Origin of the sequence: Leptolyngbya sp. Cla-17, from assembly GCF_016807185.1 — a bacterium.
Classification (GTDB): domain Bacteria; phylum Cyanobacteriota; class Cyanobacteriia; order Leptolyngbyales; family Leptolyngbyaceae; genus ULC077BIN1.
The window spans coordinates 658,940-685,411 of the sequence record NZ_JAEVYN010000002.1; the positions used below are offsets into that span (position 1 = coordinate 658,940).

Annotated in this window: 24 protein-coding genes and 1 tRNA gene; 8 read left to right on the top strand and 17 right to left on the bottom strand. The window is 47.1% G+C overall.

Annotated elements, in window-relative coordinates:
• Positions 1 to 263: 263 nt before the first annotated feature.
• From JOY44_RS14205 to JOY44_RS14215, 3 genes are all read right to left on the bottom strand, one after another.
• Complete coding sequence (locus tag JOY44_RS14205) at positions 264 to 2,819, bottom strand: ATP-binding protein (RefSeq protein WP_171576000.1); 2,556 nt, start codon at positions 2,817 to 2,819, stop codon at positions 264 to 266.
• Positions 2,820 to 3,160: 341 nt separating this feature from the next.
• The gene (locus JOY44_RS14210; RefSeq protein ID WP_203032031.1) at positions 3,161 to 3,454 is read right to left on the bottom strand and encodes a hypothetical protein; all 294 of its coding nucleotides are present in this window, start codon (positions 3,452 to 3,454) and stop codon (positions 3,161 to 3,163) included.
• Positions 3,455 to 3,733: 279 nt separating this feature from the next.
• Positions 3,734 to 5,323, bottom strand: a complete 1,590-nt coding sequence (locus JOY44_RS14215; RefSeq protein WP_171574334.1) for a B12-binding domain-containing radical SAM protein — start codon at positions 5,321 to 5,323, stop codon at positions 3,734 to 3,736.
• Between the two features lie 349 nt (positions 5,324 to 5,672).
• On the opposite strand from JOY44_RS14215, the gene JOY44_RS14220 reads away from it, so the two are divergent.
• The 3 genes from JOY44_RS14220 to JOY44_RS14230 all read left to right on the top strand — a co-directional run bounded on the left by JOY44_RS14220 (position 5,673) and on the right by JOY44_RS14230 (position 11,151).
• Positions 5,673 to 6,533: a Tab2/Atab2 family RNA-binding protein gene (locus JOY44_RS14220; RefSeq protein ID WP_171574335.1), complete on the top strand. Its 861-nt coding sequence runs from the start codon at positions 5,673 to 5,675 to the stop codon at positions 6,531 to 6,533.
• 93 nt (positions 6,534 to 6,626) lie between these two features.
• Positions 6,627 to 7,955: a TldD/PmbA family protein gene (locus JOY44_RS14225; protein ID WP_171574336.1), complete on the top strand. Its 1,329-nt coding sequence runs from the start codon at positions 6,627 to 6,629 to the stop codon at positions 7,953 to 7,955.
• Between the two features lie 265 nt (positions 7,956 to 8,220).
• Positions 8,221 to 11,151 (top strand): ATP-binding protein, encoded by a 2,931-nt coding sequence (locus JOY44_RS14230; RefSeq protein ID WP_171574337.1) that lies wholly within the window; start codon positions 8,221 to 8,223, stop codon positions 11,149 to 11,151.
• Positions 11,152 to 11,245: 94 nt separating this feature from the next.
• Here the strand turns inward: JOY44_RS14230 and JOY44_RS14235 are convergent, their stop codons facing one another.
• The 5 genes from JOY44_RS14235 to JOY44_RS14255 all read right to left on the bottom strand — a co-directional run bounded on the left by JOY44_RS14235 (position 11,246) and on the right by JOY44_RS14255 (position 15,421).
• Positions 11,246 to 11,773, bottom strand: coding sequence for a pentapeptide repeat-containing protein (locus tag JOY44_RS14235; protein ID WP_171574338.1), 528 nt, complete (start codon positions 11,771 to 11,773; stop codon positions 11,246 to 11,248).
• Positions 11,774 to 11,783: 10 nt separating this feature from the next.
• Positions 11,784 to 12,611: an alpha/beta hydrolase gene (locus JOY44_RS14240; protein WP_171576001.1), complete on the bottom strand. Its 828-nt coding sequence runs from the start codon at positions 12,609 to 12,611 to the stop codon at positions 11,784 to 11,786.
• A 197-nt stretch (positions 12,612 to 12,808) separates the two neighbouring features.
• A complete protein-coding gene (locus JOY44_RS14245) occupies positions 12,809 to 14,323 on the bottom strand; it encodes a hypothetical protein (RefSeq protein ID WP_171574339.1) in 1,515 nt (504 codons plus the stop codon).
• A gap of 117 nt (positions 14,324 to 14,440) precedes the next feature.
• On the bottom strand, positions 14,441 to 14,893 hold the full coding sequence (locus JOY44_RS14250; protein ID WP_171574340.1) for a Spy/CpxP family protein refolding chaperone: 453 nt from the start codon (positions 14,891 to 14,893) through the stop codon (positions 14,441 to 14,443).
• A 114-nt stretch (positions 14,894 to 15,007) separates the two neighbouring features.
• Positions 15,008 to 15,421 carry a DUF4359 domain-containing protein gene (locus JOY44_RS14255; RefSeq protein ID WP_171574341.1) on the bottom strand — a complete coding sequence of 138 codons (414 nt, stop codon included), beginning with the start codon at positions 15,419 to 15,421 and terminating at the stop codon, positions 15,008 to 15,010.
• Positions 15,422 to 15,649: 228 nt separating this feature from the next.
• On the opposite strand from JOY44_RS14255, the gene JOY44_RS14260 reads away from it, so the two are divergent.
• Positions 15,650 to 15,722 (top strand) — tRNA-His (locus tag JOY44_RS14260).
• Between the two features lie 147 nt (positions 15,723 to 15,869).
• Here JOY44_RS14260 and JOY44_RS14265 read toward each other — a convergent pair.
• Entirely contained in the window at positions 15,870 to 16,301 is a 432-nt protein-coding gene (locus tag JOY44_RS14265; protein WP_171574342.1) for an FKBP-type peptidyl-prolyl cis-trans isomerase, read from the bottom strand.
• Positions 16,302 to 16,652: 351 nt separating this feature from the next.
• Between JOY44_RS14265 and hemH the strand changes: the two genes are divergently transcribed.
• Entirely contained in the window at positions 16,653 to 17,813 is a 1,161-nt protein-coding gene (hemH, locus tag JOY44_RS14270) for a ferrochelatase (RefSeq protein WP_171576002.1), read from the top strand.
• Positions 17,814 to 17,951: 138 nt separating this feature from the next.
• On the opposite strand, the gene JOY44_RS14275 is transcribed toward hemH, so the two are convergent.
• Both JOY44_RS14275 and JOY44_RS14280 read right to left on the bottom strand, forming a co-directional pair.
• Complete coding sequence (locus JOY44_RS14275) at positions 17,952 to 18,512, bottom strand: DUF4126 domain-containing protein (protein WP_171574343.1); 561 nt, start codon at positions 18,510 to 18,512, stop codon at positions 17,952 to 17,954.
• A 250-nt stretch (positions 18,513 to 18,762) separates the two neighbouring features.
• Positions 18,763 to 18,900: a photosystem II reaction center protein K gene (locus tag JOY44_RS14280; protein WP_171574344.1), complete on the bottom strand. Its 138-nt coding sequence runs from the start codon at positions 18,898 to 18,900 to the stop codon at positions 18,763 to 18,765.
• 48 nt (positions 18,901 to 18,948) lie between these two features.
• Between JOY44_RS14280 and JOY44_RS14285 the strand changes: the two genes are divergently transcribed.
• A complete protein-coding gene (locus tag JOY44_RS14285; protein ID WP_197985378.1) occupies positions 18,949 to 19,971 on the top strand; it encodes a 2-hydroxy-3-oxopropionate reductase in 1,023 nt (340 codons plus the stop codon).
• An 82-nt stretch (positions 19,972 to 20,053) separates the two neighbouring features.
• On the opposite strand, the gene JOY44_RS14290 is transcribed toward JOY44_RS14285, so the two are convergent.
• From JOY44_RS14290 to JOY44_RS14305, 4 genes are all read right to left on the bottom strand, one after another.
• A complete protein-coding gene (locus JOY44_RS14290; protein WP_171574345.1) occupies positions 20,054 to 21,208 on the bottom strand; it encodes a PEP-CTERM sorting domain-containing protein in 1,155 nt (384 codons plus the stop codon).
• A 125-nt stretch (positions 21,209 to 21,333) separates the two neighbouring features.
• Positions 21,334 to 22,296 (bottom strand): glutathione synthase, encoded by a 963-nt coding sequence (gshB, locus tag JOY44_RS14295; protein WP_171574346.1) that lies wholly within the window; start codon positions 22,294 to 22,296, stop codon positions 21,334 to 21,336.
• 82 nt (positions 22,297 to 22,378) lie between these two features.
• Positions 22,379 to 22,639, bottom strand: coding sequence for a glutaredoxin 3 (gene grxC, locus JOY44_RS14300; RefSeq protein ID WP_171574347.1), 261 nt, complete (start codon positions 22,637 to 22,639; stop codon positions 22,379 to 22,381).
• 76 nt (positions 22,640 to 22,715) lie between these two features.
• Positions 22,716 to 23,231: a hypothetical protein gene (locus JOY44_RS14305; RefSeq protein ID WP_171574348.1), complete on the bottom strand. Its 516-nt coding sequence runs from the start codon at positions 23,229 to 23,231 to the stop codon at positions 22,716 to 22,718.
• 308 nt (positions 23,232 to 23,539) lie between these two features.
• Between JOY44_RS14305 and JOY44_RS14310 the strand changes: the two genes are divergently transcribed.
• Together JOY44_RS14310 and rbsK are read left to right on the top strand one after the other, a co-directional pair.
• Entirely contained in the window at positions 23,540 to 24,034 is a 495-nt protein-coding gene (locus JOY44_RS14310; protein WP_171574350.1) for a DUF427 domain-containing protein, read from the top strand.
• A 3-nt stretch (positions 24,035 to 24,037) separates the two neighbouring features.
• Positions 24,038 to 24,964, top strand: coding sequence for a ribokinase (gene rbsK / locus JOY44_RS14315; RefSeq protein ID WP_171574351.1), 927 nt, complete (start codon positions 24,038 to 24,040; stop codon positions 24,962 to 24,964).
• On the opposite strand, the gene JOY44_RS14320 is transcribed toward rbsK, so the two are convergent.
• Together JOY44_RS14320 and JOY44_RS14325 are read right to left on the bottom strand one after the other, a co-directional pair.
• Positions 24,961 to 25,512 carry an FKBP-type peptidyl-prolyl cis-trans isomerase gene (locus JOY44_RS14320; protein ID WP_171574352.1) on the bottom strand — a complete coding sequence of 184 codons (552 nt, stop codon included), beginning with the start codon at positions 25,510 to 25,512 and terminating at the stop codon, positions 24,961 to 24,963. The two genes, rbsK and JOY44_RS14320, sit on opposite strands and share 4 nt — an antisense overlap.
• Before the next feature lie 145 nt (positions 25,513 to 25,657).
• Positions 25,658 to 26,419, bottom strand: coding sequence for an HAD family hydrolase (locus JOY44_RS14325; protein WP_171574353.1), 762 nt, complete (start codon positions 26,417 to 26,419; stop codon positions 25,658 to 25,660).
• Positions 26,420 to 26,472 lie beyond the last annotated feature (53 nt).

Below are 26,472 nucleotides of genomic sequence, written 5' to 3' on the forward strand. Positions count from 1 at the left end.
TACTGCGTCTCCATCCTCCTAATGACCGAGCAACCTTGATTTTTATCTGATTGTTTCTAAACTTATATTACAAAGCTTCAATCGACGAGAAACAAACCGTTACTTTGTCAAAGTTAGATCTTCGACTCAAGTTAAAAATTAATTTTTAACTTGAGTCGAACAAGAGTTAAATAAAAAGGATTTTCACGATGTTATTTGTGACTATGCTCTAACTAATTCAGCTTCAAAATAGGTATTGAATTACAGGATGATCGCACTAAGCTTTAAGAGGATGTCTCAGAATCAGATGGGAGTTTGTGAGCAAAAGGATATAAGGGAATTTCAATCACAAACTCGGTTCCTTGACCGGGCTGAGATACACATTGCAGAGTTCCCTTATGTTTCTCGACTGTAATTTGATAGCTAATAGCTAGCCCAATTCCAGTTCCTTGTCCAATCGGCTTTGTCGTAAAGAATGGTTCAAACAATCGCGGTTGAAGTTCTTCAGGAATTCCTGAACCATTGTCTTTGATCCGAATGACCAGTGTATCGACTGGAGAGGATTGATCGAAGCCGAAATTCTCTAAATTAGGGGATGAGGGCGATCGCGAAATAATGGCTGTGGAAATGTGAATAGTGCTGGGATTGGCGATGATATCGGCTAGACTACGGGCGCGATCGCGAGTTTCTAACTCATCGATCGCATTCGCCAGCAGATTCATAAACACTTGGTTTAACTGACTGGCATAACAGTTTACCAAGGGCAATTCGCCATACTGTTTTACCAGGTGAATGCCGGGATGATCGGAGCGAGGTTTAAGGCGATGTCCTAAAATCAGCAATGTGCTATCAATGCCCTCGTGAATATCCACTGCTTTCATTTCGGCTTCATCAAGGCGCGAAAAGTTTCGTAGCGAAGTGACCAAACTTTTAATCCGTTCTGAACCGACTTGCATTGATTTAAGTAGTTTTGGCAGATCTTCTTTTAAGAACTCTAGATCAACCTCATCGATGGCTTTCTGAATTGTGGCATTCGGTTCTATAACTTCCGTTTGATAAAGCGCCAAAATATTCAATAAACCTTCAGCATAGTGCTTCGCATGATCCAAGTTGCCATAGATGAAATTAACAGGATTATTGATTTCATGGGCGATGCCTGCCACAAGCTGCCCTAAACTCGACATTTTTTCACCGTGGATTAGGAGAGTTTGCGTCTGCTGAAGTTGCTGAAGTGCGATCGTGAGTTGTGCTGCTTTCTCGCGTTCTTGAGCTTCTGATCGCTGTAATGCCTGATTTAATTTTGCCAGTTCAGCCGCTTGATACAACACAGATTTAACAACTGCTTGCTGAAGTTCTACTGCTGCATCAACCTCGCAAGATAGCCATGGCAATGATTGCAACTGCACCGTTTCTTTCCACAAATCAAATGATTTCCGGGGAGACAATCGCACATTGCCATTTTCATCATGACTGATAGGTTTCTGAGGATTTCCAGCCCAATTGACGGTCTGGATTACTTCTGGACGAAACCACAAAATATAGTGTTGAGGAGATACTAAAACTGCTAATAAACCACTTGCAAAGTCTTTAAGTGTTTCAGCTTCAGGCAACAAACTAGAAAGACAATGAGTTTGAAAAATATCGCGATCGCTGCTCTCAGCTAACCACTGAACAATCATTTGAATCTCATCAGGTTGAGGCGTGATGCCAATCGTTCGGCAATCACCAGAATTCCAAACAGCCGCACCTTGAGCATTGATCAAATTGAGCAGGTTAGGGTGATTATCGAACAAACCATCTACAAATGATAGCGATCGCAGCATTTGTTCAACTAGCTGATTGTGAATTGTCTTTAAAGCAATTCGATAGTCTTGATGTTCTTGATTTTCAACGTAGGGAAGTTGAAGAGACATGACCTGCCCCAAAAATTCACAAGCTGATCGAATCTCATAGGAAATAAACTTTGGTGAATAGTGATGACACGCAATCAATCCCCAAAGCTGCTTATCCTTAATAATTGAAATCGACATGGAAGCCGCAACTTCCATGTTTTGCAAATATTCAACATGCAACGGAGAGACGCTTCTTAGTACTGACTGACTCAAATCAGTGGGTTGATGAGTAATCGGATTAGTTGCCGGAATAATTTCTACTGGCTCATAGTTGATATCAGTAATCAAGCGAACCCAGCTTTCTAGATATAACTGCCGAGCCTGCTGCGGCACATCCGTTTTGGGATAGCGTAATCCTAAAAATGGAGCCAACTTTTCTTGCTTTTCTTCTGCAAGGATAGTGCCGTGACCTTCGGGATCAAATTTGTAGAGCATGACGCGATCAAGTCCAGTCAACTTGCGAATTTCATGCACAATCACTTGGCAAAGATCTTGGAATGACGTTGTATTCTGAACGCTTCTAGCAGAAGTTCGAGTGAGATGATAAAGATCTAAAAATCCTAAAAGTTCTTGAGATAAAGAAGTCTCTAACTCCAGTATTAGAAAACTTTCAGAGCGATGGAATAACCCATTAAAACTATTGCTTTTGTTTGTCGATTGAATCGATAGCTTAAATGGGTTAATTGTCTGCAAGTCCGAATGGCTTGTAAGGACCTGTTTTAGGCTGTCTGTTTGATAAGAACCCAGCAGTTTTTCTAAGGTTTGATTCAGCAGTAAATCGGGGGGTAATCCAAAAAAAATCTCTATATTGTTACTAACCTGTAAAATCGTCAGCTCAGGTTCTTGCAGCACTAAGAGAACTCCGTGAGGCTGAATCATCCCAGGAATGTGGATGGGTTCGCGATCGCAGTTTGTCAAATCGTAGATGACTGCTGCTGTTTGATTCATTCCAGGGTTCATACTTTATGAATACCTTCTATAGATTTAAATATTACTGAAGTTTGCCTAAGCTCAGATGAATTTTATTTTTTGAGTTGAAATTCAATCATTTGAAATTCAATCATTTTAGTTCTTAAAATTACGAGGTGTGTCTTAACTTCATCACCCTTAAGAAAATCTTACAAGTAAATATTTCCCAAAATGTAAGGTGTTTGAACAAGCTTTATTTATAACCAAACTCAAAAATAATCTTTACAGTTTAGGCGATCGCGCAATCTTACAAACAAAATTAAAACTATGAAGCAAAGTCAAAACAATAGAGATGAATTAATGGCACATTTGCTGTATGTTCACTCTATGACTGAACATAGAAAGCGCTCTTGTAGTGCTAAAAATGGACAACGTTGGCGATCGTCAATGTTATCAAGCTTATTCCAAGTGCAAGGTGCTTTAGCATCAGCAGACATCCACAGCAGGCGTTTGGCACGAGTCATGGCAACATAGAGCAGGCAGAATGCTTCAGCAGCTTTGAGGTTTTGGGCGCGATGCCACGCAGCTAACATGTCAGGAAAATTAGGCTGGTGATGCACTTGAGCGCGAATCTGGGCACGGTCAACTTCAGCGTTGCAGTTCTCGTGCGACAAACCGTCCTTGCTCGTTGGTTCGTACTAACACTGCTGCGGAACCATCAGGATTATATTGAAATAGCTGGAGAGATCGCCCGGTCCAGGCTGCAAGTCTTGCATGGCATTGTAAAAAATTACCTCCGAAAGCGAGGTAAGGGTGTCGCGGTAAGAATATTGGCAACGCTCAGAGGCTGTATCCGCCGTGACACCGTGAAAAGCACTTCAGCAAATTACGGACAGTTCACTAACGGATACAGAGTTTCAGCGCTCCATCAGGACGAGTAGAGAGACCAGTGGTTAAGCAACTGGATGGGCAACTTTTTTTTCAACTTTAACGGTCGAATCTTGCTGCAAAAACTCTACGACCTGTGCTTCAATTTCACGGCGGACAATTTCGCGATACTCGACAAAGTGTTCAATCTGGGCACAGGTTGAAAGGTAGCTGCTAAGACCGCCTCGATTATGACGATACATACCCCATAAATAGCGCCAAAACATCCAACGGGTATCCCGCACGCACCCTTGCCGCCAAAAGATGATGGCGATCGCTCGTAGCGCGATTAAATCGATTTTTTTCTGAGCCACTTTGCCCTTATCTGGGTAGTTCGCTTCACTTAGCAGCATGAAGTGGCGATAGGTGCGCGATAAAAATTTCTTGGGTTCATACAGTTCCCAAAACGCTTCTACAAACTCGTGAGCAATGTCTTCTAAGGGACGAGTGGGAACGAAGTTCATCAATGCAGTTTGGTTACCAGACGTCGACTCGCCGCGCAGTCGCCCTTCTTTGATCAAACGGTGCCACAGTGCGGTGTCGGGCAATGCTTGCAGCATACTGAATAGCGCCGTTGGAATCGTCGTTTCTTCAACGAATTTGACAATTCGTTTGCCAGCGCCCACTTTTTCACCATCAAAACCGATGATGAATCCCGCCATCACCCGTAACCCAGAACGGGCAATATTTTTGACCGCATCGCTGAGTGGATCACGCGTGTTTTGAAATTTTTGAGTCATGGCAAGGCTGGATTCATCTGGGGTTTCAATGCCCAAAAACACCGAGCCAAAGTTGCAAGCAACCATCATATCCATCAGTTCTTGGTCTTGTGCCAAATCTACAGACGCTTCAGTAGCAAAGGAGAACGGAAAAGCATGTTCTACCATCCAAGGCTGCATCTGCTTCAAAAACAGCTTGACGTTGCGCTTGTTGCCAATAAAGTTGTCATCCACCATGAAGATGCTGCGTCGCCAACCCAAGTCGTAGAGATATTGAAGTTCGGCGAGAATCTGTTCTGGAGCTTTAGTACGGGGTTTGCGACCATACAGCACGATAATGTCGCAGAATTCGCATTGAAAGGGACATCCCCGCGAAAACTGAACCGACATTTCAGCGTAGGCATCCATTTGCAACAAATCAAAGCGTGGAACGGGAGTGCCTGTCACATCAGGTTTTTCGCCACCTGACCGAAAAACGCCCGACTGATCGCCCCGGGCGATCGCCTCTACAAACATGGGCAGAGTAATTTCCCCTTCATCCAAAATCATGTAGTCTGCACCGGCACCCTTCGCTTCTTCTGGCAGAGCAGTAGGATAAGGACCGCCCACTGCTACTCGCTTACCGCGCCGCTTGCATTCTCGAATTTGAGCAATCAAGTCGTCTTTTTGCACGATCATTGCAGACATGATCACGAGTTCTGCCCAATTCCACTCGTCCTCTGTGGCTTCCCGAACATTTAAATCAACTAGCTTAAAATTCCACTCTTGGGGCAAAATTGCTGCAACTGTGATCAGCCCAAGGGGCGGCAACATTGCTTTGCGGTTGAGCAGTGCCAGCGTTTTTTCAAACGACCAAAAACTTTTGGGAAACCGAGGATATAGGAGTAAAACGTTCATTCAAACTCACACGTAGTATTAGGAGTTGTGGTCGTACCGTGATTGTCGATCAGGTATAACCCGTACATTATGGCACTGGTTCAGAGTGTAATGACCTGTACCAAATTGACTAAAGACATGGCAGGAAGTTCCTATCAAGTCTGTCACTGTCGCATTTTATTTATTGAGACTCTGGTTCATAATGTCACGATGAGCTTGAACTGCCTAGCAATAGGATAGAAAATCTTTAAGTGATTTAACTCCTAACTAGGTAATTTTTTTGAGTTCGTTAGAATCCCATCGCTTACGCAAAACCTATCCGTGATACGGTTTACAGGTATCTTGGCTTTGTTCTGCTGGTGGTCGCTTTATGACGACAATTTGGGAAATAGATTTTTACTCTCGTCCGATTGTGGATGAAGATGAGAAGAAAATTTGGGAAGTGCTGGTGTGTGAGAGTCCGGTTGATGTGAAAGTTAACCCGGAAAATCTGTTCCGCTATGCCGAATATTGCTCTAATGCTGAGGTTAATTCGGTCAAGCTGAAGGAAGTTTTGGAAAACGCGATCGCTCAGGCTCCTAACCCGCCCGATAAAATCCGCTTCTTTCGGCAGGCAATGAACAACATGATCACCAAAGCCTGCACGGATCTCGGCGTTCCGGTAGCCATGAGTCGGCGTACCTATGCTCTCAACCAATGGATGCAGCAGCGCCTTGAGCAAGAATATCCAAAACAGCCCGGATTTCAGCCTGGCGCTAATCCCACCGTCAGTTTTGGCACTACAACTGCACTTTCTTTGCCAGATGCATTGCAGGGTCAAAAATGGGCACTGGTGACCCTGCCATCCATTGCATTTGATGACTTAACTGACTGGGATATTGGATTTGGCGAATCTTTTCCCCTCAGTTTGATTGGGCTGCCTGCTGATGCCGTGATTCCGGGTTTGGTCATTTATTCTGACCGGGCAACTCCGCTAGCGGCATGGATGTCGGGTCTGGAGTTGGGATATTTCAAATTTGATCGAGAACCACCTCGCTTGGTGCTAGAAACTGGGGTGAGCGATCGCTGGGTTCTTGCCGATTTGGTGAATGCCAGCCTCAAAACTGAGGCAACCAACTTTGAAACCGCAAAACAGCAAGCAAAGGGAGTCCACTTTTTAGCCGTTCAATCTTCACCGGATGTAGAGTCCTTTGCTGGATTCTGGTTATTGCAGGAGTCCAATTTGGCGTAAGTTGATGATAGTCGTGAATGGCTTAGTCGGTTGGCTGTTGACCTTCTCTAAGCCTCATGAGGACTCATTGCCATTGCCATCGATTAAATAATTATGGATTCGCAGGATTTGCAAAACCAAACGCTAGCAGAGCAACTGCTTGAGCTAGCGATGAAGTCGGGTGCTGAGGCTGTGGAAGTCTTTCAATCGCAGTCTTTGTCTCGTCCTGTTTTTTTTGAAGCAAATCGGTTAAAGCAGCTAGAAAGCGCTCAGGCAGAAGGGGTGGCACTGCGGCTATGGCGGCAGGGGTGCCCAGGTTTGGCAGTTGCCTATGGTCCTGTAGAACCTCAAGATTTGGTTACACGGGCGTTGGCATTGAGTGAGTTGAATGAGCCAGAAACTATTGAACTGGCAGAGGCTTCCCAGGTGCATTATCCTGACATGGGAGAAGCGGTGTCTGTGGAGCAATTGGTAGATTGGGGCAAACAGGCGATCGCCCTAGTGCGTGATGCCTATCCTGATGTGCTGTGTGAAGCGGAATGGGAATGTGATGCCGAGACTACGCGATTGATCACATCCAAAGGCTTGGACTGTGGCTATACCGATACGACGCTGAGTGCTTCACTGTCGGCTGAATGGGTCCGTGGGGATGATTTCTTAAGCATTTATGATGGGCAAATCCAGCGCGATCGCCTAGAGCCTGAGGCTCTGGTTGAACAAATCCTACAGCGATTGCGTTGGGCAACCGACAACATTCAAACTGTCAGCGGAAGAATTCCGATCTTGTTTACCTCCAAAGCCGCCGATATGCTGTGGGGCACGGTGCAGGAAGCGTTAAACGGTAAGCATGTGATTGAAGAAGCATCGCCTTGGAGTAATCGCCTCAACGAGATCGTCACCTCTGAAGCGTTGACGCTTTCCCAACATCCTAATCGCGGTCCCTTTAGCTGCCCATTTGATGATGAGGGCACGCCAACGCGACCGATTACCTTTATTGACAGCGGGGTGTTAAAGCTGTTCTACGTCGATCGCACGACCGGACGCGCCCTTGGCAGCGGCACTACAGGCAACGGCTTTCGTCCTGGTTTGGGCAGCTATCCCACACCCGGCTTATTTAATCTGATTGTGGAAGCGGGAGCTAAGCGATCGCCTGTTGCAAAATCTTTAGACCAGCTGATCGCGAGTTTGGATGACGGCATCATTGTGGATCAAATGCTGGGTGGCGGAGCCGGTATTTCAGGTGAGTTTTCCATTAACGTGGATTTGGGGTATCGGGTTAAAAATGGCAGAATTTTAGGGCGCGTTAAAGACACGATGGTTTCAGGCAACGTTTACACGGCGCTTAAGCAGTTGGTTGAGCTGGGGGGCGATGGTGATTGGAATGGGTCTTGCTATACGCCCTCGCTTATCGTTGACGGGCTGTCGGTGACTGGGCAAGGGTAGCGATCGCGTTTTAAGCAATTTCAGACAATCTTTATCGAGACTTCAACGATCGCGGCTTACCAGAAAATCTAAATTCCCTTAGATTAGGAAAATGTTAGATTGGTGGGCGTTTGCGATCGCAGGTTGCAATGCAGGGGCATCTTGCCTTCCACACAAAGCATTTATCAACATGGTGCGTCTTACTTTGAACTTTTTGTGTCTTATCTAGCAGTTTGTAAGCTGGATAGGGTTTGCATAATTATTTCTGTAACAAACTGGTTTAACTATGACCTCCCTTGATAGCACTGCTTTGCGTCAGTCTTCTTTTACCCGTTTGACTAGAAGCCTCAGCGCTGCTGAAACATGGGGCTTTGGGTTAACTGGGCACATTATCTGGATTAATGTAGCGCCATCGGTGCATGAAGCGTTGGGCTTTCAAGCTATTTATGTTTGGATTCCGGCAACGTTATTTGGCATGCTGTTGAACTACCAGGTTAAACGGTTAGGAACTCACTTTATGGATGTGGCAGGCGGTACCCCCAACTATGCCACACGTCTATTGCACGGTTATCCTTGGCTGGCCCGCTATGCTGCGATCGGCTACTTCTTTAGCTGGGTATCGGTACTGCCCATTAATGCGATCGTCCTCACAGATTTGATTAGCGTCAATTTAAATAGCTTAGGGATTGCTTGTCCTGAAGGGTTGCTCAAGGTTGGATCTACACTCTTGCCATTTGTGGTGGCATTCAGCGGCACTCGCGCCCTCAGCATTCTGCATTTGTTTTTTGTGGTTCCTGCGATCGGATTGTTGCTAGCATTTTGCCTTCAAGGGCTGGGTTGGCTGGCGCTTTCTCCAGCAAGTCCAGGCTTTTTCCCGAGCGATTGGATAGGGCTGCAAAGTGTAGGGCCACCAAGTTTCTTAGAGTGGGCAAAATGGTTCTTATTTGTGAGCTATGCCTCCTATGCCTGTGAATCGGCTTCGGCATTTGTTGCCGACAGTCGCAACCCTAAAGGGTCGCTGCGCTTTTTGGGCATTGCTGCCTGGTTAATGCCCTGTATTTACCTGGGTGGCTCTTGGGTACTTTTGCGCCTTTCTACAGGTGCGTTTCAGGAGAACCACTTTCTTAGCCTTTTGGCGGCGGCTCAGCCTTTTTGGGGCAACTGGGCAGCGTTGATTATCACCTTTTTGCTGGCAGCGGATTGTTTGCTGTGCTGTGCGACGGTCGTATCAAACTGTCCCCGAATGTTGCATCAGCTTGCCCTGGATGAACACCTTGCGCCTGTGTTTGCGGTGGTCTCTAAGCGGGGAGTGTTGGGTCCAGCCTTGACTTTAACTCTGGGGCTAAGTTTGTTCTGTTTACTTCGTGGCAATGTGGCAGAAACGGTAGTCGTGGGAAATGTGGGCTGGTTTGTCTCGATTATGGCGGTGCATTTGGGGCTATGGTTGCAGCGGCATAAACCGGAGGTTTTGTTGCCCTGGGTGGCGATCGCCATCTTTGGGCTAGAAGTAGTAGTGCTGCTAGTTGGCGGCATTGCCTGGGGTTGGCAGGCGTTTGTGATAGGGCTGGCGGTTCCCTTAATCATTTTGGCGATCGATGGGGGAATTCGACGCGCGCCCGTCGGCATTTGTCAGCCAGAGTGGTGGATTCAGCAGTATAAGCGACCACCCATGACCATTGCCCGTGATTCGGTTGTGGTGCAGGTGACGATGTTGATTGTTTTGCTGTGTGCTGCCATGTTGGCGGGTTGGCAGTTCCGCGCACTGTTGGATATGACTCAGCAAGAGCGCGGCAGCCATTTGATTGTGGTGCTGTTGCTGCTGGTGGCGTTTGTGGGCGTAGCGATCGCCTGCTGGACGAGTTTGCCCCAAGTGGTGGCAATGGCAGAAGCCCGCGAGTCTGCTGAATATCTGTTTACCATTGCTCAAGATGGCATCGTGGTGGTGGATGAAGCGGGAGTCGTTCGACAGGCAAATCCAGCTGCGATCGCCCTATTTGGGCTCAATTCCGCCACCCTAATCGGACATCCTCTGAGCGATCAATTGACTGAATTAACCAGTGAACCAGCGCAGTGGGGAGCCAGAAGCGAGCTGCGGCTCTCTCACCTAGGCCTGCCTCAGACTTTAGAGGTATCAATTTCAGATCGTGCTCAGGCAGACCGGCAAGAATACGTGGTGATTTTACGCGACATTACCGAACGCACCCTGGCAGAAGCATCGCTGCGGCAATCGGAAGGACAACTGCGGCAGCAAACCCAACAGTTAGAAGAGGCTTTACGCTATGTGCAGCAAACCCAATCCAAACTAATACAAAGCGAGAAGATGTCTAGCTTGGGACAACTCGTGGCAGGGGTCGCTCATGAAATCAACAACCCCGTCAACTTTATCTCTGGCAACCTAAGTCACGCCGATCAATATACCCAAGATTTGCTGAGTTTAATGAAGCTATATCAGCAAAAATTTCCTGATCCTGGGGAAAGGATTATCGCTCAATCAGAAGCAATTGATCTATCCTTCATCCTGGAAGATCTGCCTCGGATGTTGAGTTCCATGAAAGTAGGAGCTGATCGCATTCGGCAAATTGTCGTGTCTCTACGCAATTTTTCTCGCACGGATGAATCGGCTGTGAAGGAAGTGAATATTCATGATGGCATTGAAGGCACCTTAATGATTTTGCAAAGTCGGCTGAAGGCAAAAGGCGATCGCCCAGACATTCAAATCATTAAAGACTACGGCAAGTTACCCCTGGTGGAATGCTATGCCGGACAACTCAATCAGGTGTTTATGAATTTGCTCAGCAACGCGATCGATGCCTTAGAAGAAAGTCCTCAGTTCTCAATATTGAGTTCTAAAGCAGATATGGCAACTCAAAACTCAAAACTGGGTTCGGTTCGCTCAACGGAGGTCAAAACTCTTCACGCTCCAGCGCTGCCCACCATTCGCATTCATACCGAACTCTCTCCGTCTAAACAAATTGTCATCCGCATTGCTGACAATGGCTGTGGCATTCCAGAAACCGTGCAGCGGCGACTATTCGATCCCTTCTTTACCACCAAGCCGGTTGGCAAAGGAACGGGGTTAGGCTTATCCATCAGCTACGATATTGTGACGGAAAAGCATGGTGGGCAACTAAAATGCATCTCTGCTCCGGGTAAAGGTACAGAATTTATGATTGAAATTCCCCTACATCAATCGCAAGAGCAAATAGTAACAGCTTGAGTTTTGTCAGTCTTTCGGATTGGCGTTGTCAAAGCGTAGCCTCTCCGTAGAAGATATTTTGAGTCCACAATCTCATTAGTTCACCCACTACGGATTACCTTGCCTCTCTCCCATCGGGCATCCGTGCGCCCTTCAAAATTGCACCTTCCAGTTTGACTCCAGCCATGCGTGCTTTTAATAGATTTGCTTTTTGCAAGTTGGCTCCACTTAGATCGGCTCTACGTAGGTCTGCGCCTTCCAGTACAGCTCCTTGTAGATTTGCGCCTGTTAAATTTGCGCCTGCCAAATCGGCTCCTAGCAAGCTGGCTCCAGCCAGATTCGCTCCGCTTAAGTCAGCTTCCCGTAGTTTAACCAGTGCTAAATTTGCTTTTTCCAGCTTGCCATTAGTTAGCACAGCATAATTTAGGTTTGAGCCTTGCAGTGCCGCTGATGTTAGATCAGCCCCTTGTAGATTAGCGCCCGATAGATTGTAGCTATAGAGCGACGCGCCCGTCAGAATGCAGCCTTCGCACTGGCGAGTGTTGATCAACTGCTGCACTTGCTCAGGGTTAGCAGCTAGAACAGTGGTGACCCAGCCAACAGCGGCGATCGATGCAAATAGAACAGCAAAAGAAGGTTTCATGCAGGTGACATCATGAGAGGACTTTAGTTAAAAAGGGCAAAATGCCGCTCATCAGGGTACGGGAATATTCCTCGTGTAATCCCAGAGAACCCGGCATCCGGTAAACTTGCACTCCAGAAAAGTGAACCACAAACTCCATTTCTTCGCGAGATTTCGGCGGGGTTTGTTCTCCAATCACCATTAACACAGGGACGGGCAACGGTTGAAAATAGTCGATAAACTCCTGACGCGTGCGAATCGGATCAAGTGCGCCGGTAACAAAGGCGGCTGAGGCAAATCGGGCGTTCCGCTGCTGGGTGGTTCGCCATTTTGCAGTGACTAGGCTACGAGTGATGTTTTTTGAATCGCCATATACATGTCGGCTCATCATCCAGCGGAGAAACCAGGGAAGAGTATTGAGCAAATAGAGAAACTGCCCAATAATTGGCAACCCAATCAACTGCTGCACGCGCTTATAGAACCAGCGATGGTTGCCCATGGTAGGGAAAGGACCTCGCCAAGTGGGAGCGGTCAGGATAACGTAAGACCAAGGACAGGGATCTTGGTGGGCAAGTTGCATGATGAAGCCTGCGGAATGACCTGCCGCGATCGCCACCACGGGCTGGGAAAACATCGATCTTACAAAGTCTCGTAAGAACGCATGATACAACGCAGGACGATAGTCAATTAGCGGGTGAGAAGACTCCCCAAAACCCACCCAATCGACTACAAACACTTGAAATTTCTCGGAGAGTTGCTCGGCTAAACCGTGCATTTCAGCCCGACTTGAAATTGTACTTAAGGCAGGCAACAACAAAACCGGGTTGCCTTCTCCCAAAACTTCATAGGCAATAGTCATGGGCTGCCCCTTCCATGACCATTTGAACTCCCGCACCCGATCACCCCTGTTCGAGTTGTTTTGCGATTCTGCTAAAGACGATTGATTGGTCACCACAAGATCACTGTACGATGCACCGCGTTACTAATTTACCGTTGATGTGACAAGAAATGTTGATGTGATAAGAAATACAGAGAAGTGCATAGATATAAGGATTTTCAAATCCAGGGTTCATCGTCTTTATCTCTCACAACTTCCACCACAATAGTTTGCTTGGGTTCAGGTTCAGCAGGTAAAGAAAGCGATCGCTCTTCTTCCTCGTCTACCACTTCAACAACGGCAGTATGGATGGTTTCGAGCGGATCGGAGTCTGATGATTTTGGATTAGAGCTCTCAGTGGGCGATCTCTCCAAATTCTGAATTTCTACCTCCTCAGCTAACTCCTCAATTTCCAATTCCTCAGTTTCTAACTCTTCGGTTTCTAACTCTCCGGTTTCGAGATCCGGGAATTCCGAAACGTCAAGTAAAGGAATAATTAAATTAGTGGGCGGCGGTAGTTCAGTAATATCCCAGGGATCGTCATCCTCGTGCACATCCCACTGATCTAGCTTTTTCCCATCCCAAAACTCAACTTTCTCGGCGCTCCAGGGCAAATCTTCAATCCACGAAGCGTCTGGGTTCGGTGGGGCAACATCTGCAACGGGCACCTTGGCAACGGGACTGGTTGACACCCCAAAAATGTCCTCAATCTCTTCAAAAATCTCTTCGATTTCGTCAATGATTAAATCATCGGGATTGGCTTTCTCAAATTTATCTTCTTTGTCTTCAAACTCATCTTCAAACCAACTGTCTACTTCAAACTCTGCATTGTCTGAAGATCGGTTTGTGCCTGGGCGAACGGTTGCGTCGCGTGAAGTGCTATCACCACCTAAACTCTCGGCTTGTTCCTGAAGTCGTTCCACTAAGGTTTCAGTAGTTTCTTTTGCCTGTTCAACAAACGTTTCTGCTCCTTCTCGGATCTGTTCGTTGAGTTCCTGCGCTCTTTCTTTTGCCTGCTCTGCCAATAATTGCGCCCGATCTTTTGCCTGCTCTGCAAAATTTCTTAACTGAGAAGTGGTTTGCAGTCGAGTGTCTTGGGCACGTTGGGCGATAGATCTTAACTCTTGAGTGACTTGGGTATAATCATCTTTAACAGCGTTGCTGGCTTTTGAAATTTTTTGTTGAATGCCTTCGCGATATAGGGGGAAAGATTGAATGGTGCGATCGCTGACCAGAACCCGTTTGTGTCCCAAACTGCTGATGCGGTTGATGGGCAGACGGTAAATAGTGCCCGCTAGTTTACTTAGGCGATCGCCCACCACGAGATAGTCTGAAATTGCTCCACTTCGCAGATTAAACACACAATCAATAATCTTGCCAACCTTTTCACCACCGTTGCTCCATACCTCCGAGTGAATCAGTGACTCAAGCTGGCGAACCCGCTCGGCATCGGTTGCATCTGGCTGAGAACGGGTCAAAATGCCGTTAACTCCGATCGCCTCAATCTGAGATAGCTTAAACGCTGATTTTTGATTGCCCAAAAAACCCGATTTGCAAATAAACCCCAACACGCGATGGGCGGGAGGATACATCCACAGTATCTCTACCCGCCCAAATTCCTCAAGTGTGGTGCGGTTTAGCACCAACTGATTAATTAATTCGCTGTGTCTGATCACTTCGGGAACAGTTGTCATGCAAGGAGGAAGTTAGGGATCAGGAGTCGGGTGCAAGGTGTCAGGAATAGGACAAACCTGATTACCAAGAACTAACCCAACAACTTTTACCACTATCCCTTATTCCTTGCTGATCGGCTAAATTCCAGATTGAACAGGTGCTTGTCCGGGTTGGCGGCGTTGCTGCCCACGATCCTTCATTTTTCCACGACGTTCTTGCATCATGGCTTTTTGCTCAGTGGTTAGAATCGCTTGAACTTGCTGTTTACCCTTTTGGTAGATTGCCTTAAGCTGAGCCTTCTGGGCTTCGCTTAGATTGAGCGATCGCATTGCCTCACGAGGATTTTGTCCTTGAGGAACGGTAATTCCTTGAGATTGGAGATATGCATTAATTTCAGACTTTGTGTTCTGACGAATTTGCTGCATTTGAGTCTTTTGACTGTCCGTCAGGTTTAAACGATTCATGCCCCATTTAGGGGGATTAGCCTGATTGGGAGCGGTTTGGCCTTGAGCAGACGCGGGCATGAAAGGCACAGCGGCAAGAGTCAACGCTAATACGCCTGGGAGTAGCAAGATGTGTTTAATGTTCATAGCTCAGTAGTAGAAACTGTCTAAAGGATTAGTAACGTCACTCAATCGATGAATGTATTTTGTAAGACAGTTGTAATTTGAAAAAGGTTCATGCATTGCTGAAATTTTGGGCTGCTAAATTTCTACTGCCTCACCGTTAAACACATAAAATCCCTGAAACAGCCCAATGGTTTGCAACTGATAAGTGGGTAAAAACGAAGCGATCGCAAGATCAGTGGTATACACGCTGAAAAAGAAAAAGTTACGGCGATCAGTGTTGCTCATAATAAAATCTTGAATCTCAGCTCGGTTTGACTTGAGCAGCGATCGACATTCTTCTTTTAAGCCGAATGCGGCTGGCGCTTCAGCACAAATATTAGATTCGGCATAGTGAGTCAACTGATGTGTAGCGTAGCGACTATATGCCCCAGGAGTTGGATTGGTTGCTGCCATGACGGCTCCTATACAAGTGAATGAAGCGGCTCCGAATGCCGCCAAAAAACTCATTCTTCCAAGTGGAAATCGGTGGTGCTGCCAACTTAATGCCATCTGTCTTTCTCCTAATTCACCACTCTTCCAATTTGTGCAGTGCTGCTCTTGAAAAGAATTTAATCACGAACTTTTCAAAGTGGCTCACTTGTCAAATACATTTTTCAGCGATCATACGGAGCATTCTTCCATCTAGACCAATCTTCAAAGATTTCTCAGCAATTATACGAGGGATTTTTTCGTATAGACTAATTTCAAGCAAAACTGTTATAGTAAGAAACGTGCATGGCGAGCGTAGCCAAGTGGTTAAGGCAGCGGTTTGTGGTATCGCCATTCGTGGGTTCAAGTCCCATCGTTCGCCCTGATAACAGTATTCCAAATTTGGGGTTTTCCTTAGGTCTGGTGTCTGGCAAATACATGAAAATGACGAGAGTGGTGTTAAAGCTGCTCTCGTCATTTTTATCTACGCGGATTTTTGGCGAAATCGGGAAGTTTTTCTCTCAAGAGTTTAAGCGGCAATTTCGACGAGTTGAATATCAAAGGTTAGATCTTCTCCAGCTAGGGGATGGTTTGCATCTAGCGTGATGGTAGAAGGGGATATATCAGTGACGATGACTGTAATGAGTTCACCAGTTTGATGCTGAAGCTGAAGCTGTTGTCCAATTTCTGGTTCCACATCTAAAGGCATTTGCTGTCGATCGATGACTAATACCATTTCTTCTAAATAAGCCCCATACGCGCTATCCGTAGGAATTAGTTCAGTTTTAGAGTCGCCGGGAGTCATGCCAATTAGCGCTTGCTCAAACCCAGGAATAATTCCGCCAGCCCCAATAATAAATTCCAAAGGTTCGCGCTCAAGAGACGAATCGAATATCGTGCCATCGTCCAATTTTCCGGTGTAATGGACTTTTACAGTATCACCGTGTTTAGCCTGCGACATTTGGATTCTCCTTTGCGTTTCTGCATCTCTTTAGGACATAGTGCGATCGCGAATACGTTTCAAACCCATTTCTCCCAAGTAATTTAAGGAATGGAACACGAAGATAAAATGAAGAATGGTTTTTTTGCAACGCACGCTTATATTAAGAGTAAGACGTAAAGCTCCATGTCTTGCTAGATGGCAAATGGTGAAAGCTCCTACTCCTTAAGAGGTGTGTAAAATCAATCGCGTGAAATGTTCACTGGATTTCCCTAAGCAGGCTCCTCGGACAGATGCCATCTTTTACTCACTTTCTTCTACCTTGCTGTTAAAATCGGTTACGAGGATGAAAAATTGGAAACCGTGGCAATCATGGGTCGAATTGGAGTTTTATTGCTAAATTTGGGTGGACCCGATCGGCTAGAAGATGTCCGTCCATTTTTGTTTAATTTATTTTCCGACCCTGAAATTATTCGGCTGCCCTCCCCCTGGTTGCAAAAACCTCTGGCGTGGCTCATTTCAACCTCGCGAGAAAAAAAATCTCAAGCAAACTACAAACAAATTGGCGGGGGTTCTCCTCTTCGTCGCATCACTGATGAACAAGCTCAAGCTCTTCAAGCGCAGCTTCAGCAGCAAGGGCAGGATGCCAAGGTTTATGTGGGAATGCGCTACTGGCATCCATTTACCGAAGAAGCTGTTGCTCAAATTAAGCGCGATCGCGTTGAACAATTAGTCATCTTACCGCTGTATCCTCAGTTTTCTATTAGCACCAGCGGCTCTAGTTTTCGTTTGCTAGAACAAATTTTGGCAAGTGATCCAGAACTTCAAGCCATCGATCACACTGTTATTCCATCTTGGTACGACAGTCCCGGCTATTTACAAGCGATGGCGCAACTAATTACCCACGAGCTAGACCAGTTTCCTAATCCTGATCAGGTGCATGTTTTTTTCAGTGCCCATGGAGTGCCTGTGAGCTATGTTGAGGAGGTCGGTGACCCCTATCAGCGTGAGATCGAAGCTTGCAGTGAGCTAATTATGAAAACGCTGAATCGACCTAATCCTCATACCTTGGCATATCAAAGTCGCGTGGGTCCGGTGGAGTGGCTTCGCCCCTACACTGACGATGCGTTAAAAGAGCTAGCAACCCAAGGCGTGAAAGATATCGTGGTTGTGCCGATTAGCTTTGTCTCTGAGCATATTGAAACATTGCAAGAGATTGACATTGAATATCGAGAATTAGCAGAAGAGGCAGGGATTGAAAACTTTCATCGAGTACCTGCGCTTGATACTCACCCTGTTTTTATTAGTGATTTGGCAACTTTAGTAACTGATGCTCTCGCTGCACCCAGCCTCAAATTGGCAGACGTGATGCAAATTGAGAACGTCAAGCTGTATCCTCAAGAGCGTTGGGAAATGGGTTTAACAACTTCTGCGGAAGTGTGGAACGGGCGGCTAGCAATGTTAGGAATTGTAGCCGTAGTTATTGAACTGGTTACCGGAAGGGGCCTTTTGCACGCGATCGGGCTGCTATAGAGTTTTCTTCTTTTAAAAAATTGGCGGCGAGATAGAAAAGTGCCATTCGCGTAGCATCTTTACTAAAAAAATAGATTCTGTAAATGCGCTAAGCCTCAAATGCCTTTAATCGGGGTCTTTCTTATAACCCCTTGGTCTTTATTGCTTTGCTGTTGATTGTTGGGTGTACCAGCGGTACCATTCTTTAGAGCTACGAATGGCAATCCAAAGGAGCAATAAGGCAATCAGCCCTCCTTGTTTGGGAGCATCAAATGCAAAAAATACTAAGGTGATGCAAAGCGCATCTTGGGCAAAAACGACCCAAACTGGAATCTGCTTGAATCGGTAGATCCAACCCGTTTGAACAAGCTGTAGCACCAGTGCCAGAGAGCCGCCCGTAATGCCCAATAACCAGACTAGCCATTCTGATTTTATGGTCGTGCGTGCGATCGCTACACCAATAATGGCACCGACGATTGGACTGAATACAATTTGAATCGCTTGCAAAAAGCGTTGACTGGAGCGATTTTTGGAGGCGAAAATTTCAAGTAAAGACCAGCCAACTAGGATGCCCAGAACAACCGAAGGATTCATTCTGGAAAGAATGGGCACTTGAGACCATAAGCTATCGCCGTAAAGCAAGCCAATCAGCAACAGAGGCAGTGCAAGACGTAGCCCCGCGGCGGCTGAGGCAGAAAGTACTGCTAAAAGTTCAAGCATGAAATCAAGCTAACTGGATTTGGAACTAATGGCTACTTCTTTAGGCAGCAATGTTCGCGAAATGGTATGACGAACCATCCAGCTTACGATCGCATCTATGATGATGACGCTATCAGGAAAAAGTTTATTTGATTGAGTGTGTCATTGAATTTGAAAAGAATCTGTATCAATGACAGTGCTCTTGAGGGCGATCGCCCATAAAAAAGAGCAGATTGGTCTTCTGCTCTCAAAAAATTGATGATTAACGTAATTATCTAAAACCGATAGCTGCTTGCCAGACAAACGCCAGCAACAAGAAAAAGACTGGGATAATCGGTAGAATATCCACTAACGGATCGAAAATCGCGTAGGCTTCGGGCAGTTTTGCTAAGAGCAGCGCTACTTGCATGAATAAATAACCTCTTGCACAAATTTTAGAATTTCCATAGATCCTAACATGGCAGGATACGCGGAGAATGACTGGTTCTTCCCAACTTGTGGTGAAGATGAATGCGATGGTTATTTTTTGCCGTTTATTTTTTTGCTTAAATTGGGCTATCATTGCGCCCTATCGGCTGTCCTTATTACATTTTTTCCCTTCATGGAACGCATCGGATTTATTGGACTTGGACTGATGGGAAAGCCCATGGCGAAAAATCTACTTAAGGCGGGGTATGCCGTTACCGTCTTTAACCGTAGTCGGGGTGCAATGAATGAAATGGCGATCCTAGGGGCGCAACTGGCAAACTCTCCTAGTCTGGTTGCCCAGCAGTCTGACGTAGTGCTAACCTGCCTGCCCGATTCGCCTGATGTGGAGGGTGTTGTGTTAGGTGAAAATGGTATTTTGTCAGGTTCCCGCCCTGGAATGCTGTACATCGATCACTCAACGATCGCCCCAGCAACCTCTCGCAAACTTTACGACACTCTGAAAACTATAAGCATAAATGCATTGGATGCACCCGTTTCCGGTGGAGATATTGGAGCACAGCAGGGCACACTGTCGATTATGGTGGGTGGTGATGAGGCCGCCTTTCAGCGATCTCTTCCCATTCTGCAAACTATGGGCAAGAATATCATCCATGTAGGTGAGGCTGGCGCTGGACAGGTGACCAAAGCCTGCAACCAAATTGTGGTAGCAATGACCGTGCAGGCAGTTGCCGAAGCCTTAACCCTGGCAAAAAAATCGGGAGTTGATCCAGCAAAAGTTCGTAACGCCTTGCTGGGTGGCTTTGCCCAAAGTCGCGTATTAGAAGTTCATGGACAGCGAATGATAGATCGCACCTTTCAACCCGGTTTTAAGCTGCGTCTACACCGCAAAGACATGAACATCGTCTTGCAAACTGGTAAAGAACTAAATTTGCCCCTTCTTGGCGCTGCCCAAGTCACTGAATTGATGAACGCGATGATCGCCCAGGGTAAAGGCGAATTAGATAATTCTGCTCTGATTACCCTGTATGAAATTCTAGGCGGAATGGATTAGAGAGACCAATATTCCGTGATGCCGTCGAAGGTTCCACCCAAACAGTATTAATGAGACAGCTTTAGCTTAGAAAAAAGTTAGGTTACAAATCGCTAGCATCGGCTTTCTTCAATTGGCGTTTAAGGGTGCGAAGTCCGCCCAAGCCCAACAAGGCACCTAAAATGGTTGCAGGTTCGGGAACCGCGGCAGCAGGAACCGCTGTGATGCCGATTGGACGCAGCAAACTGCCATCTGTGAACAGATCACCTGAGAAAATAGAGGCGCTTCCCTGCGCTTGATCAAATGCCAGAATTGAGCCAATGTTTTGATTGCGCGTATCGAACCCCATTGCATACAGATCGTTGCTATCAGCACCAAACGTCAGGCTACCAACATAGTTTTTGCTAGGGATGGTGCCTGTGTAATTGGTTGACAGCACACTCAACAGAGTTCCCGCAAAGTCATACTGGCGGATGCCACCCGCAAAATCGCTTACATATAGGCTTTGAGCATCGGGCGCGATCGCCAACCCTAAGAGGCTGATAAATCCTGGTGATTCTGGCAAGAGTGCCGGTTGTTCAATAAAGACTGTGGGCGTGGTGGTCGGCGCTAACCCCAACACCTGTTCTGGGCTATAGCGTAGAACTTGACTGTCATAGAGAAACCCTAGATCCCCATTGGGTTTATTGACCGTGCCCTGCGTGGTGACATACAGGCTACCATCGGGGGCAAATAGCAGACCATTTGGACCATTCAACCCGTCGAGAGTCCCTAAGCCACCATTGTTATCGGAAGCAAAAACACTTAAAAAATTGCCTGTTGTCCCATCAAATTTAAGGATTTGATTGCTACGAAAACTACTGACATAAAGGTTGCCATCGGGTCCAAAGGCATTGCCATAAGGACGAGTTAAGCCATTGCCAGCCGCCGCTACTCCCAAATATTGCCCATAAGGATTAAACCGCAGCACAGCGGAATTAGTGGGATAAAGAGGATCAAATAAATTGCCGCCACTGTTGCCCCCCACACTGACATATAGATTGCCATCCGGTCCGAAGGTCAGATCGTCTGGATCTTCTAATCCATTCATTCCAGGACTAGTAAAGTCTCCTAAAAAGGTGCCTGTGGTTTCATCGAACAGAATAATGCGATCGCTGGCACTGTTTCCAACTAAAAGAGCCGCTTCCGCTTGCATTGAGGTAATGCCTAAGATCGCAAAAACACCGAAGGCAACAGATGAGTTGAATGGATTGAGCATGAAGTTTTTAATTAGGCAGAATATGTAGACTCATTGTCGAAGTCTACGTATATCTACGATGTATTCAAACCAACAAAAGCTTCAGGCAGGCTATAAAGAGACGGTGAAGTTTAGCTGTTTTTGGTTTATGGTCGTTTGACAATCCACTCAACCACTTGCTGTCCTAAGCGAATATTATCAAGGCGATCGATTTCTCGAATGCCTGTCGGGCTAGTCACATTCACTTCGGTCAGGTAGCCGCCAATAATATCAATCCCAACAAAGAGCAGACCGTCACGACGCAGGGTGGGTGCAAGCTGAGCGCAAATATCTCGTTCGCGATCGCTAATATCGGTTTGGGCCACTCTGCCGCCCACTGCCATATTGCCGCGAAACTCCTTTCCGGTGGGAACGCGGTTAACAGCACCAATGGGTTCACCATTCAGCAAAATAATCCGCTTGTCTCCCAATTTGGCTTCTGGTAAATAGGTTTGCACCATAACAGGCACCTGTGCTTGAAAAGTGCTGATTTCGACCAGGGAATTGAAGTTGCGATCGCCGGGATCAAGAAACAAAATTCCTTCTCCCGCCTTGCCGCCCAAAGGCTTGATAATGGCGGCTCCCTTACGTTCCAAAAATTCTCGAATCACCTGCTTATCCTGACTCACGATGGTTTCAGGAATTGCCTGAGTAAATTGCAGTGCATACATTTTCTCGTTTGCAGCGCGAATTCCTTGGGGCGCGTTGATTACCAGGGTCTTTGCCGGATCAACATAATCCAAAATATAAGTCGCATAGAGATAGGGAACCGTAACGGGTGGATCGGTTCGCATGAAAACGGCATCCATCTCTTCTAACAGTCGCCGTTCTGGTTGACCCACTTCAAACCAGGGCGTTGCTGCGACCCACAGCCCATCTACTAAAGTGACGGGCGTAAGCTGTACAGGTTGAAGCAACGCGGAAGCTTTCCCATCAATGACGCCAAGGGAGTTTGCCTGAGTAATCCAAACCTCATGCCCTAACACTTGGGCAGCTTCCATTAATGCCACGCTGGTGTCGTGACCTGGATCTAGCCGCGCGATCGGATCGATGATGAAGGTAAATTTCACAAGTAGTTCCTGGGGTTAAAGCAAGAAGGGGTAAGCATTGGGAAAATAAATCTTGGAACGGCTGGCCATCCAGTTCCAAAAACTAACCTGCCAAAAGGGGATCGAGCTTATTTGCTGAGTCTAAGGCGTGTAGGTCGTCGCAGCCACCAATATATTGATCGTTGATAAAGATTTGAGGCACCGATCGCCGTCCCTGCGATCGCTTCGCCATAACTGCCCGTGCCGCTTCATCTCCATCAATACAGTGTTCTGTAAACTCAACTCCTTTTTTGGTTAGCAAAGCTTTCGCCCGCACACAAAAGGGGCAGGTACTCCAGGTATAAACTTCCACGTTGGCAGACATAGTTCTTTACATTTATGTTTAGCTTCATTCTACTCGTTTGTGTGCGGTAGACATGCGATAGCCCGTTTTATCAGAACTACGGAGGACTGGTAGGCAAGGGGTTATCCGTTGCCGTTGGGGTTGAAGGCACCACTGCTATGGTCAAGGAACGTTCTTCTAAATCGCATCCCTGGACTTGAACTTGAACCGTGATCGGATCATTCGTTAGAGTTTTAGGAGCCGTATAAACGGAACGGCTGTTGGCAGAACTGCCTTGAGGATTGAGCTTACCGTACTCGGCTTTCCAAGTGAACAGCACGGGCTGACGATCTGGATTTTCTAACCGAACTGTAATGGCTCGTTTCTCCCCGACTGGAACGGCAATGGGCAGTCCTTCGGGAAGCTGAGGTTCTTCGGCAGATAGCTCCGGACTGAGGCTGAGCCTGTTGACAGAGACACTGAGAATTCTTGCCCTGCAAATGTTGCCAGCAGTTTCACTCTTAAATAGAGGTTGAAGTATCAAGTCCCAGGTGCCATAGCCAATAATTGCCGCGATCGCAATAGGCGAACCTACACGGCTAATTTGCTCAATCCAAGACTGATTTTCTGGCATGATGAGGGACGAGTGCTAAACCACACTGCTTTTGACCATATCAAACTTTGGCAGTGGATCTTTGGCAATGATTCATTGTCCGCTGATTGGAATGGCGCTCTTTAAAGATTGTCATCTCAGTATAGATTTCTGCGACGATGGTATAGCGGTGGTTGATTGCATGATTAATCTGAATGAGAATTGTGCGATCGCAGCGCAGCTTGTCAAATGGTTGGAGTTGAACACGGAAGCGATACCTAGCGGTACCTCAGTACTAAAGGCTATTCCGAAGTTCTAGTTTGACCGTCACCCACTCTTAACTAATTTATATGCATCCAGATCGCATCGATCCTCAGCCCGGTCAAGAGTCTGTGTGGGATTATCCCCGTCCTCCGCGATTGGAAGAAACCTCAAAACACATCCAAATTATTTTTAATGGAGTGGCGATCGCCGATACCCATCAGGCTAAACGAGTGGTGGAAACTAGCCATCCGCCGGTTTACTATATTCCTCCTGCTGACATCAAGCTGGAATATTTGGTAAAAAGCCCACGCTCTACCTATTGCGAATGGAAAGGACAGGGTGCTTACTACACCATTGTGGTTGGCGATAAGCAGGCTGAAAACGTGGGCTGGTACTATCCGCAGCCCACAGATGACTTTGCCGCTATCAAAGATCACGTTGCTTTTTATCCGGCCCCCATGGATGCTTGCTACATAGATGGCGAAAAAGTAGAACCTCAACCTGGTAGCTTTTATGGCGGCTGGATTACCAGTGATATCGTTGGACCTTTTAAGGGTGCGGCTGGGAGTTGGGGTTGGTAAGCCATGTCTGTAACTGTCTTCGGCAGCCTGAATATGGATTTGGTCGTGCGAACACCCCGCTTACTTCAGTCCGGTGAAACGCTGATTGGCTCAGATTTTTACACAACACCGGGCGGCAAGGGTGCCAATCAAGCGGTGGCAGTGGCAAAATTAGGCATTTCGACAGAAATAATTGGTCGGGTAGGAACGGATCCATTTGGCTTAGAGCTTCTTGCTGAATTAAAAGCTCTTGGAGTTGGAACGGATGGTGTTTTGGTGGATGCCACACATTCAGGCGTTGCCGTGATTACCGTAGCGGCAACGGGCGAGAACCAAATTATTGGGGTGTTTGGGGCAAACGGCAATGTGGATCAGATTGATGTGGAGCGGCTGAAAGCAGTGCTACCAAAGACTAAATTGTTACTGCTACAACTAGAAGTGCCGATCGCGGCAGTAAAGCAAGCGGCACAAGTGGCCCATGGGTTGGGTGTGCAGGTGATTCTCGATCCGGCTCCGGTCCCGGCTGAAGCGATCGCCCCTTTATATCCCTTCATTGATATTCTCGTGCCTAACGAAATAGAGGCCGGACAGTTGGTTGGATTTTTGGTCAATTCCCCTGAGACAGCTGCACTGGCAGCTAGGGTGCTGCAACAACAGGGAGCTAAAACGGTGATCGTCAAGCTAGGCGCTCAAGGGGTATTTTGTGCAGCGCCAGATGAAACATTTTTTGTTCCAGCTTTTAACGTTGAGGCGATCGACACGGTAGCGGCAGGAGATGCCTTTGCTGGAGGCCTGGCGGCGGCTTTGGTAGAAGGTGCATCGCTCCAGCAGGCAGTGATTTGGGGTGCTGCCGCTGGGGCTCTGGCGACCATTAAAAAAGGGGCGCAAGCCGCTATGCCTGATCGCCCCACTTTTAATGCATTTCTTGCCGCGAATGGAGTAATGTCTTAGCCTGCGCCCAAAAGCTCCACATCAAATACTAGGGTTGCATTGGGCGGAATGACTCCACCGGCTCCACGAGCGCCATAGCCCAAGTCGGGTGGAATCACAAGTTGACGGCGACCGCCAATTTTCATGGTGGAAAGCCCTTCATCCCAGCCTTTAATTACTTGTCCAGCACCCAGCTTGAACTTAAAGGGAGTGCCGCGATCGCGAGAGCTATCAAACTTGGTGCCATCTTCCAGAGTGCCGATGTAATGCACACTCACGGTTTGACCTTTGACAGGGTCAGCACCCGTACCTTGAACCAAATCAAGGTATTTGAGACCAGAGGCAGTTGTAACGTAATTTTTAGAAGCTTCCACTTTTTTTGCAGTTGTAATTGGGGTTTCAGACGATTGGGCGATTAGCTGGGCAGTCTTGGGCAGGGTGGCTTCAATCGCTTCCGTGGTTGGTAGCTTGGACGCGATCGCAGTCGGTTGTCCACCACCAAACTGGGCAATCACCAGAACCAGCACACATGCCAGCATGACTCCTACACTGACTAAAATATCTTTCACAGCAAGTCTCCTGTGTCGTATCTGTTTACAGTCAGCCGTTGCAACACCAACGCTAACGCTTAGACATTGTAACCATTTCGGTGTTCGTTCGATCTGTTGAGTTCGTTCACAGTTTTAGCGGCAGTTTTTAGGATTAGCGTGACGACTAAGTTTCTGCTAGCGATCGCGCCAGAGCTATATCAAAGTAGGATTTTTCACCTGGATTGCCTGCGATGATTTGAAAGGGCGCATCCGGTTCGCCAAACTGATCGAGCACGATCGCTGCTCCCGAAAAGTTGTGATTTTTAGTGTAATCATTCAAGGTGATCACCGTTTTTAGCCCCGCTTGAGCCGCAGATTTTAAGCCTTGCTGCGAGTCTTCCAGCGCCAAACAATCCTCTGGTTTTAACCCCATTTTTTCCAAAGCATAGAGATAGATATCAGGAGCAGGCTTTTTCGCGGGAACAATATCTCCCGCCGCGATCACCTCAAACCAGGAAAGGCTATCGGGTGCTAGCGCCGCTTCCAAGAGTGCCGTCACGTTTTCTGGAGTGGTGGTGGTAGCGATCGCCAACCTGACTCCAGCGTCACGCGCTTCCTGAATCAGTCGCCGCACTCCTGGACGCAAAGGAATGCTACCTGCCTGAATCAACGCTTTATAGTGCTTTGTTTTTAGCTTGTGGATTGTGGCTGCCCACGTTGCCGCATCCGTAGTTAACGGATAACCGGGCTGATCTTCCTGCAAATACCGCTGCAATCGCTCCTTGCCGCCTGTGGTTTCCAGCAATTCGCCGTAGCGTTCCACTGTCCATTCCCAGTCTAAACCTGACTCTGCAAAGGCTCGGTTAAAGGCAATTCGGTGTCCATCTCGCTCGGTGTCGGCAAGGGTTCCGTCTACATCAAAAATGAGGGCTTGAAGTTTGGGCATAAAAGTTAGAGAAGGGTGAAATGAGGAATTACAAACAGCGGTTGCTGGGGAAA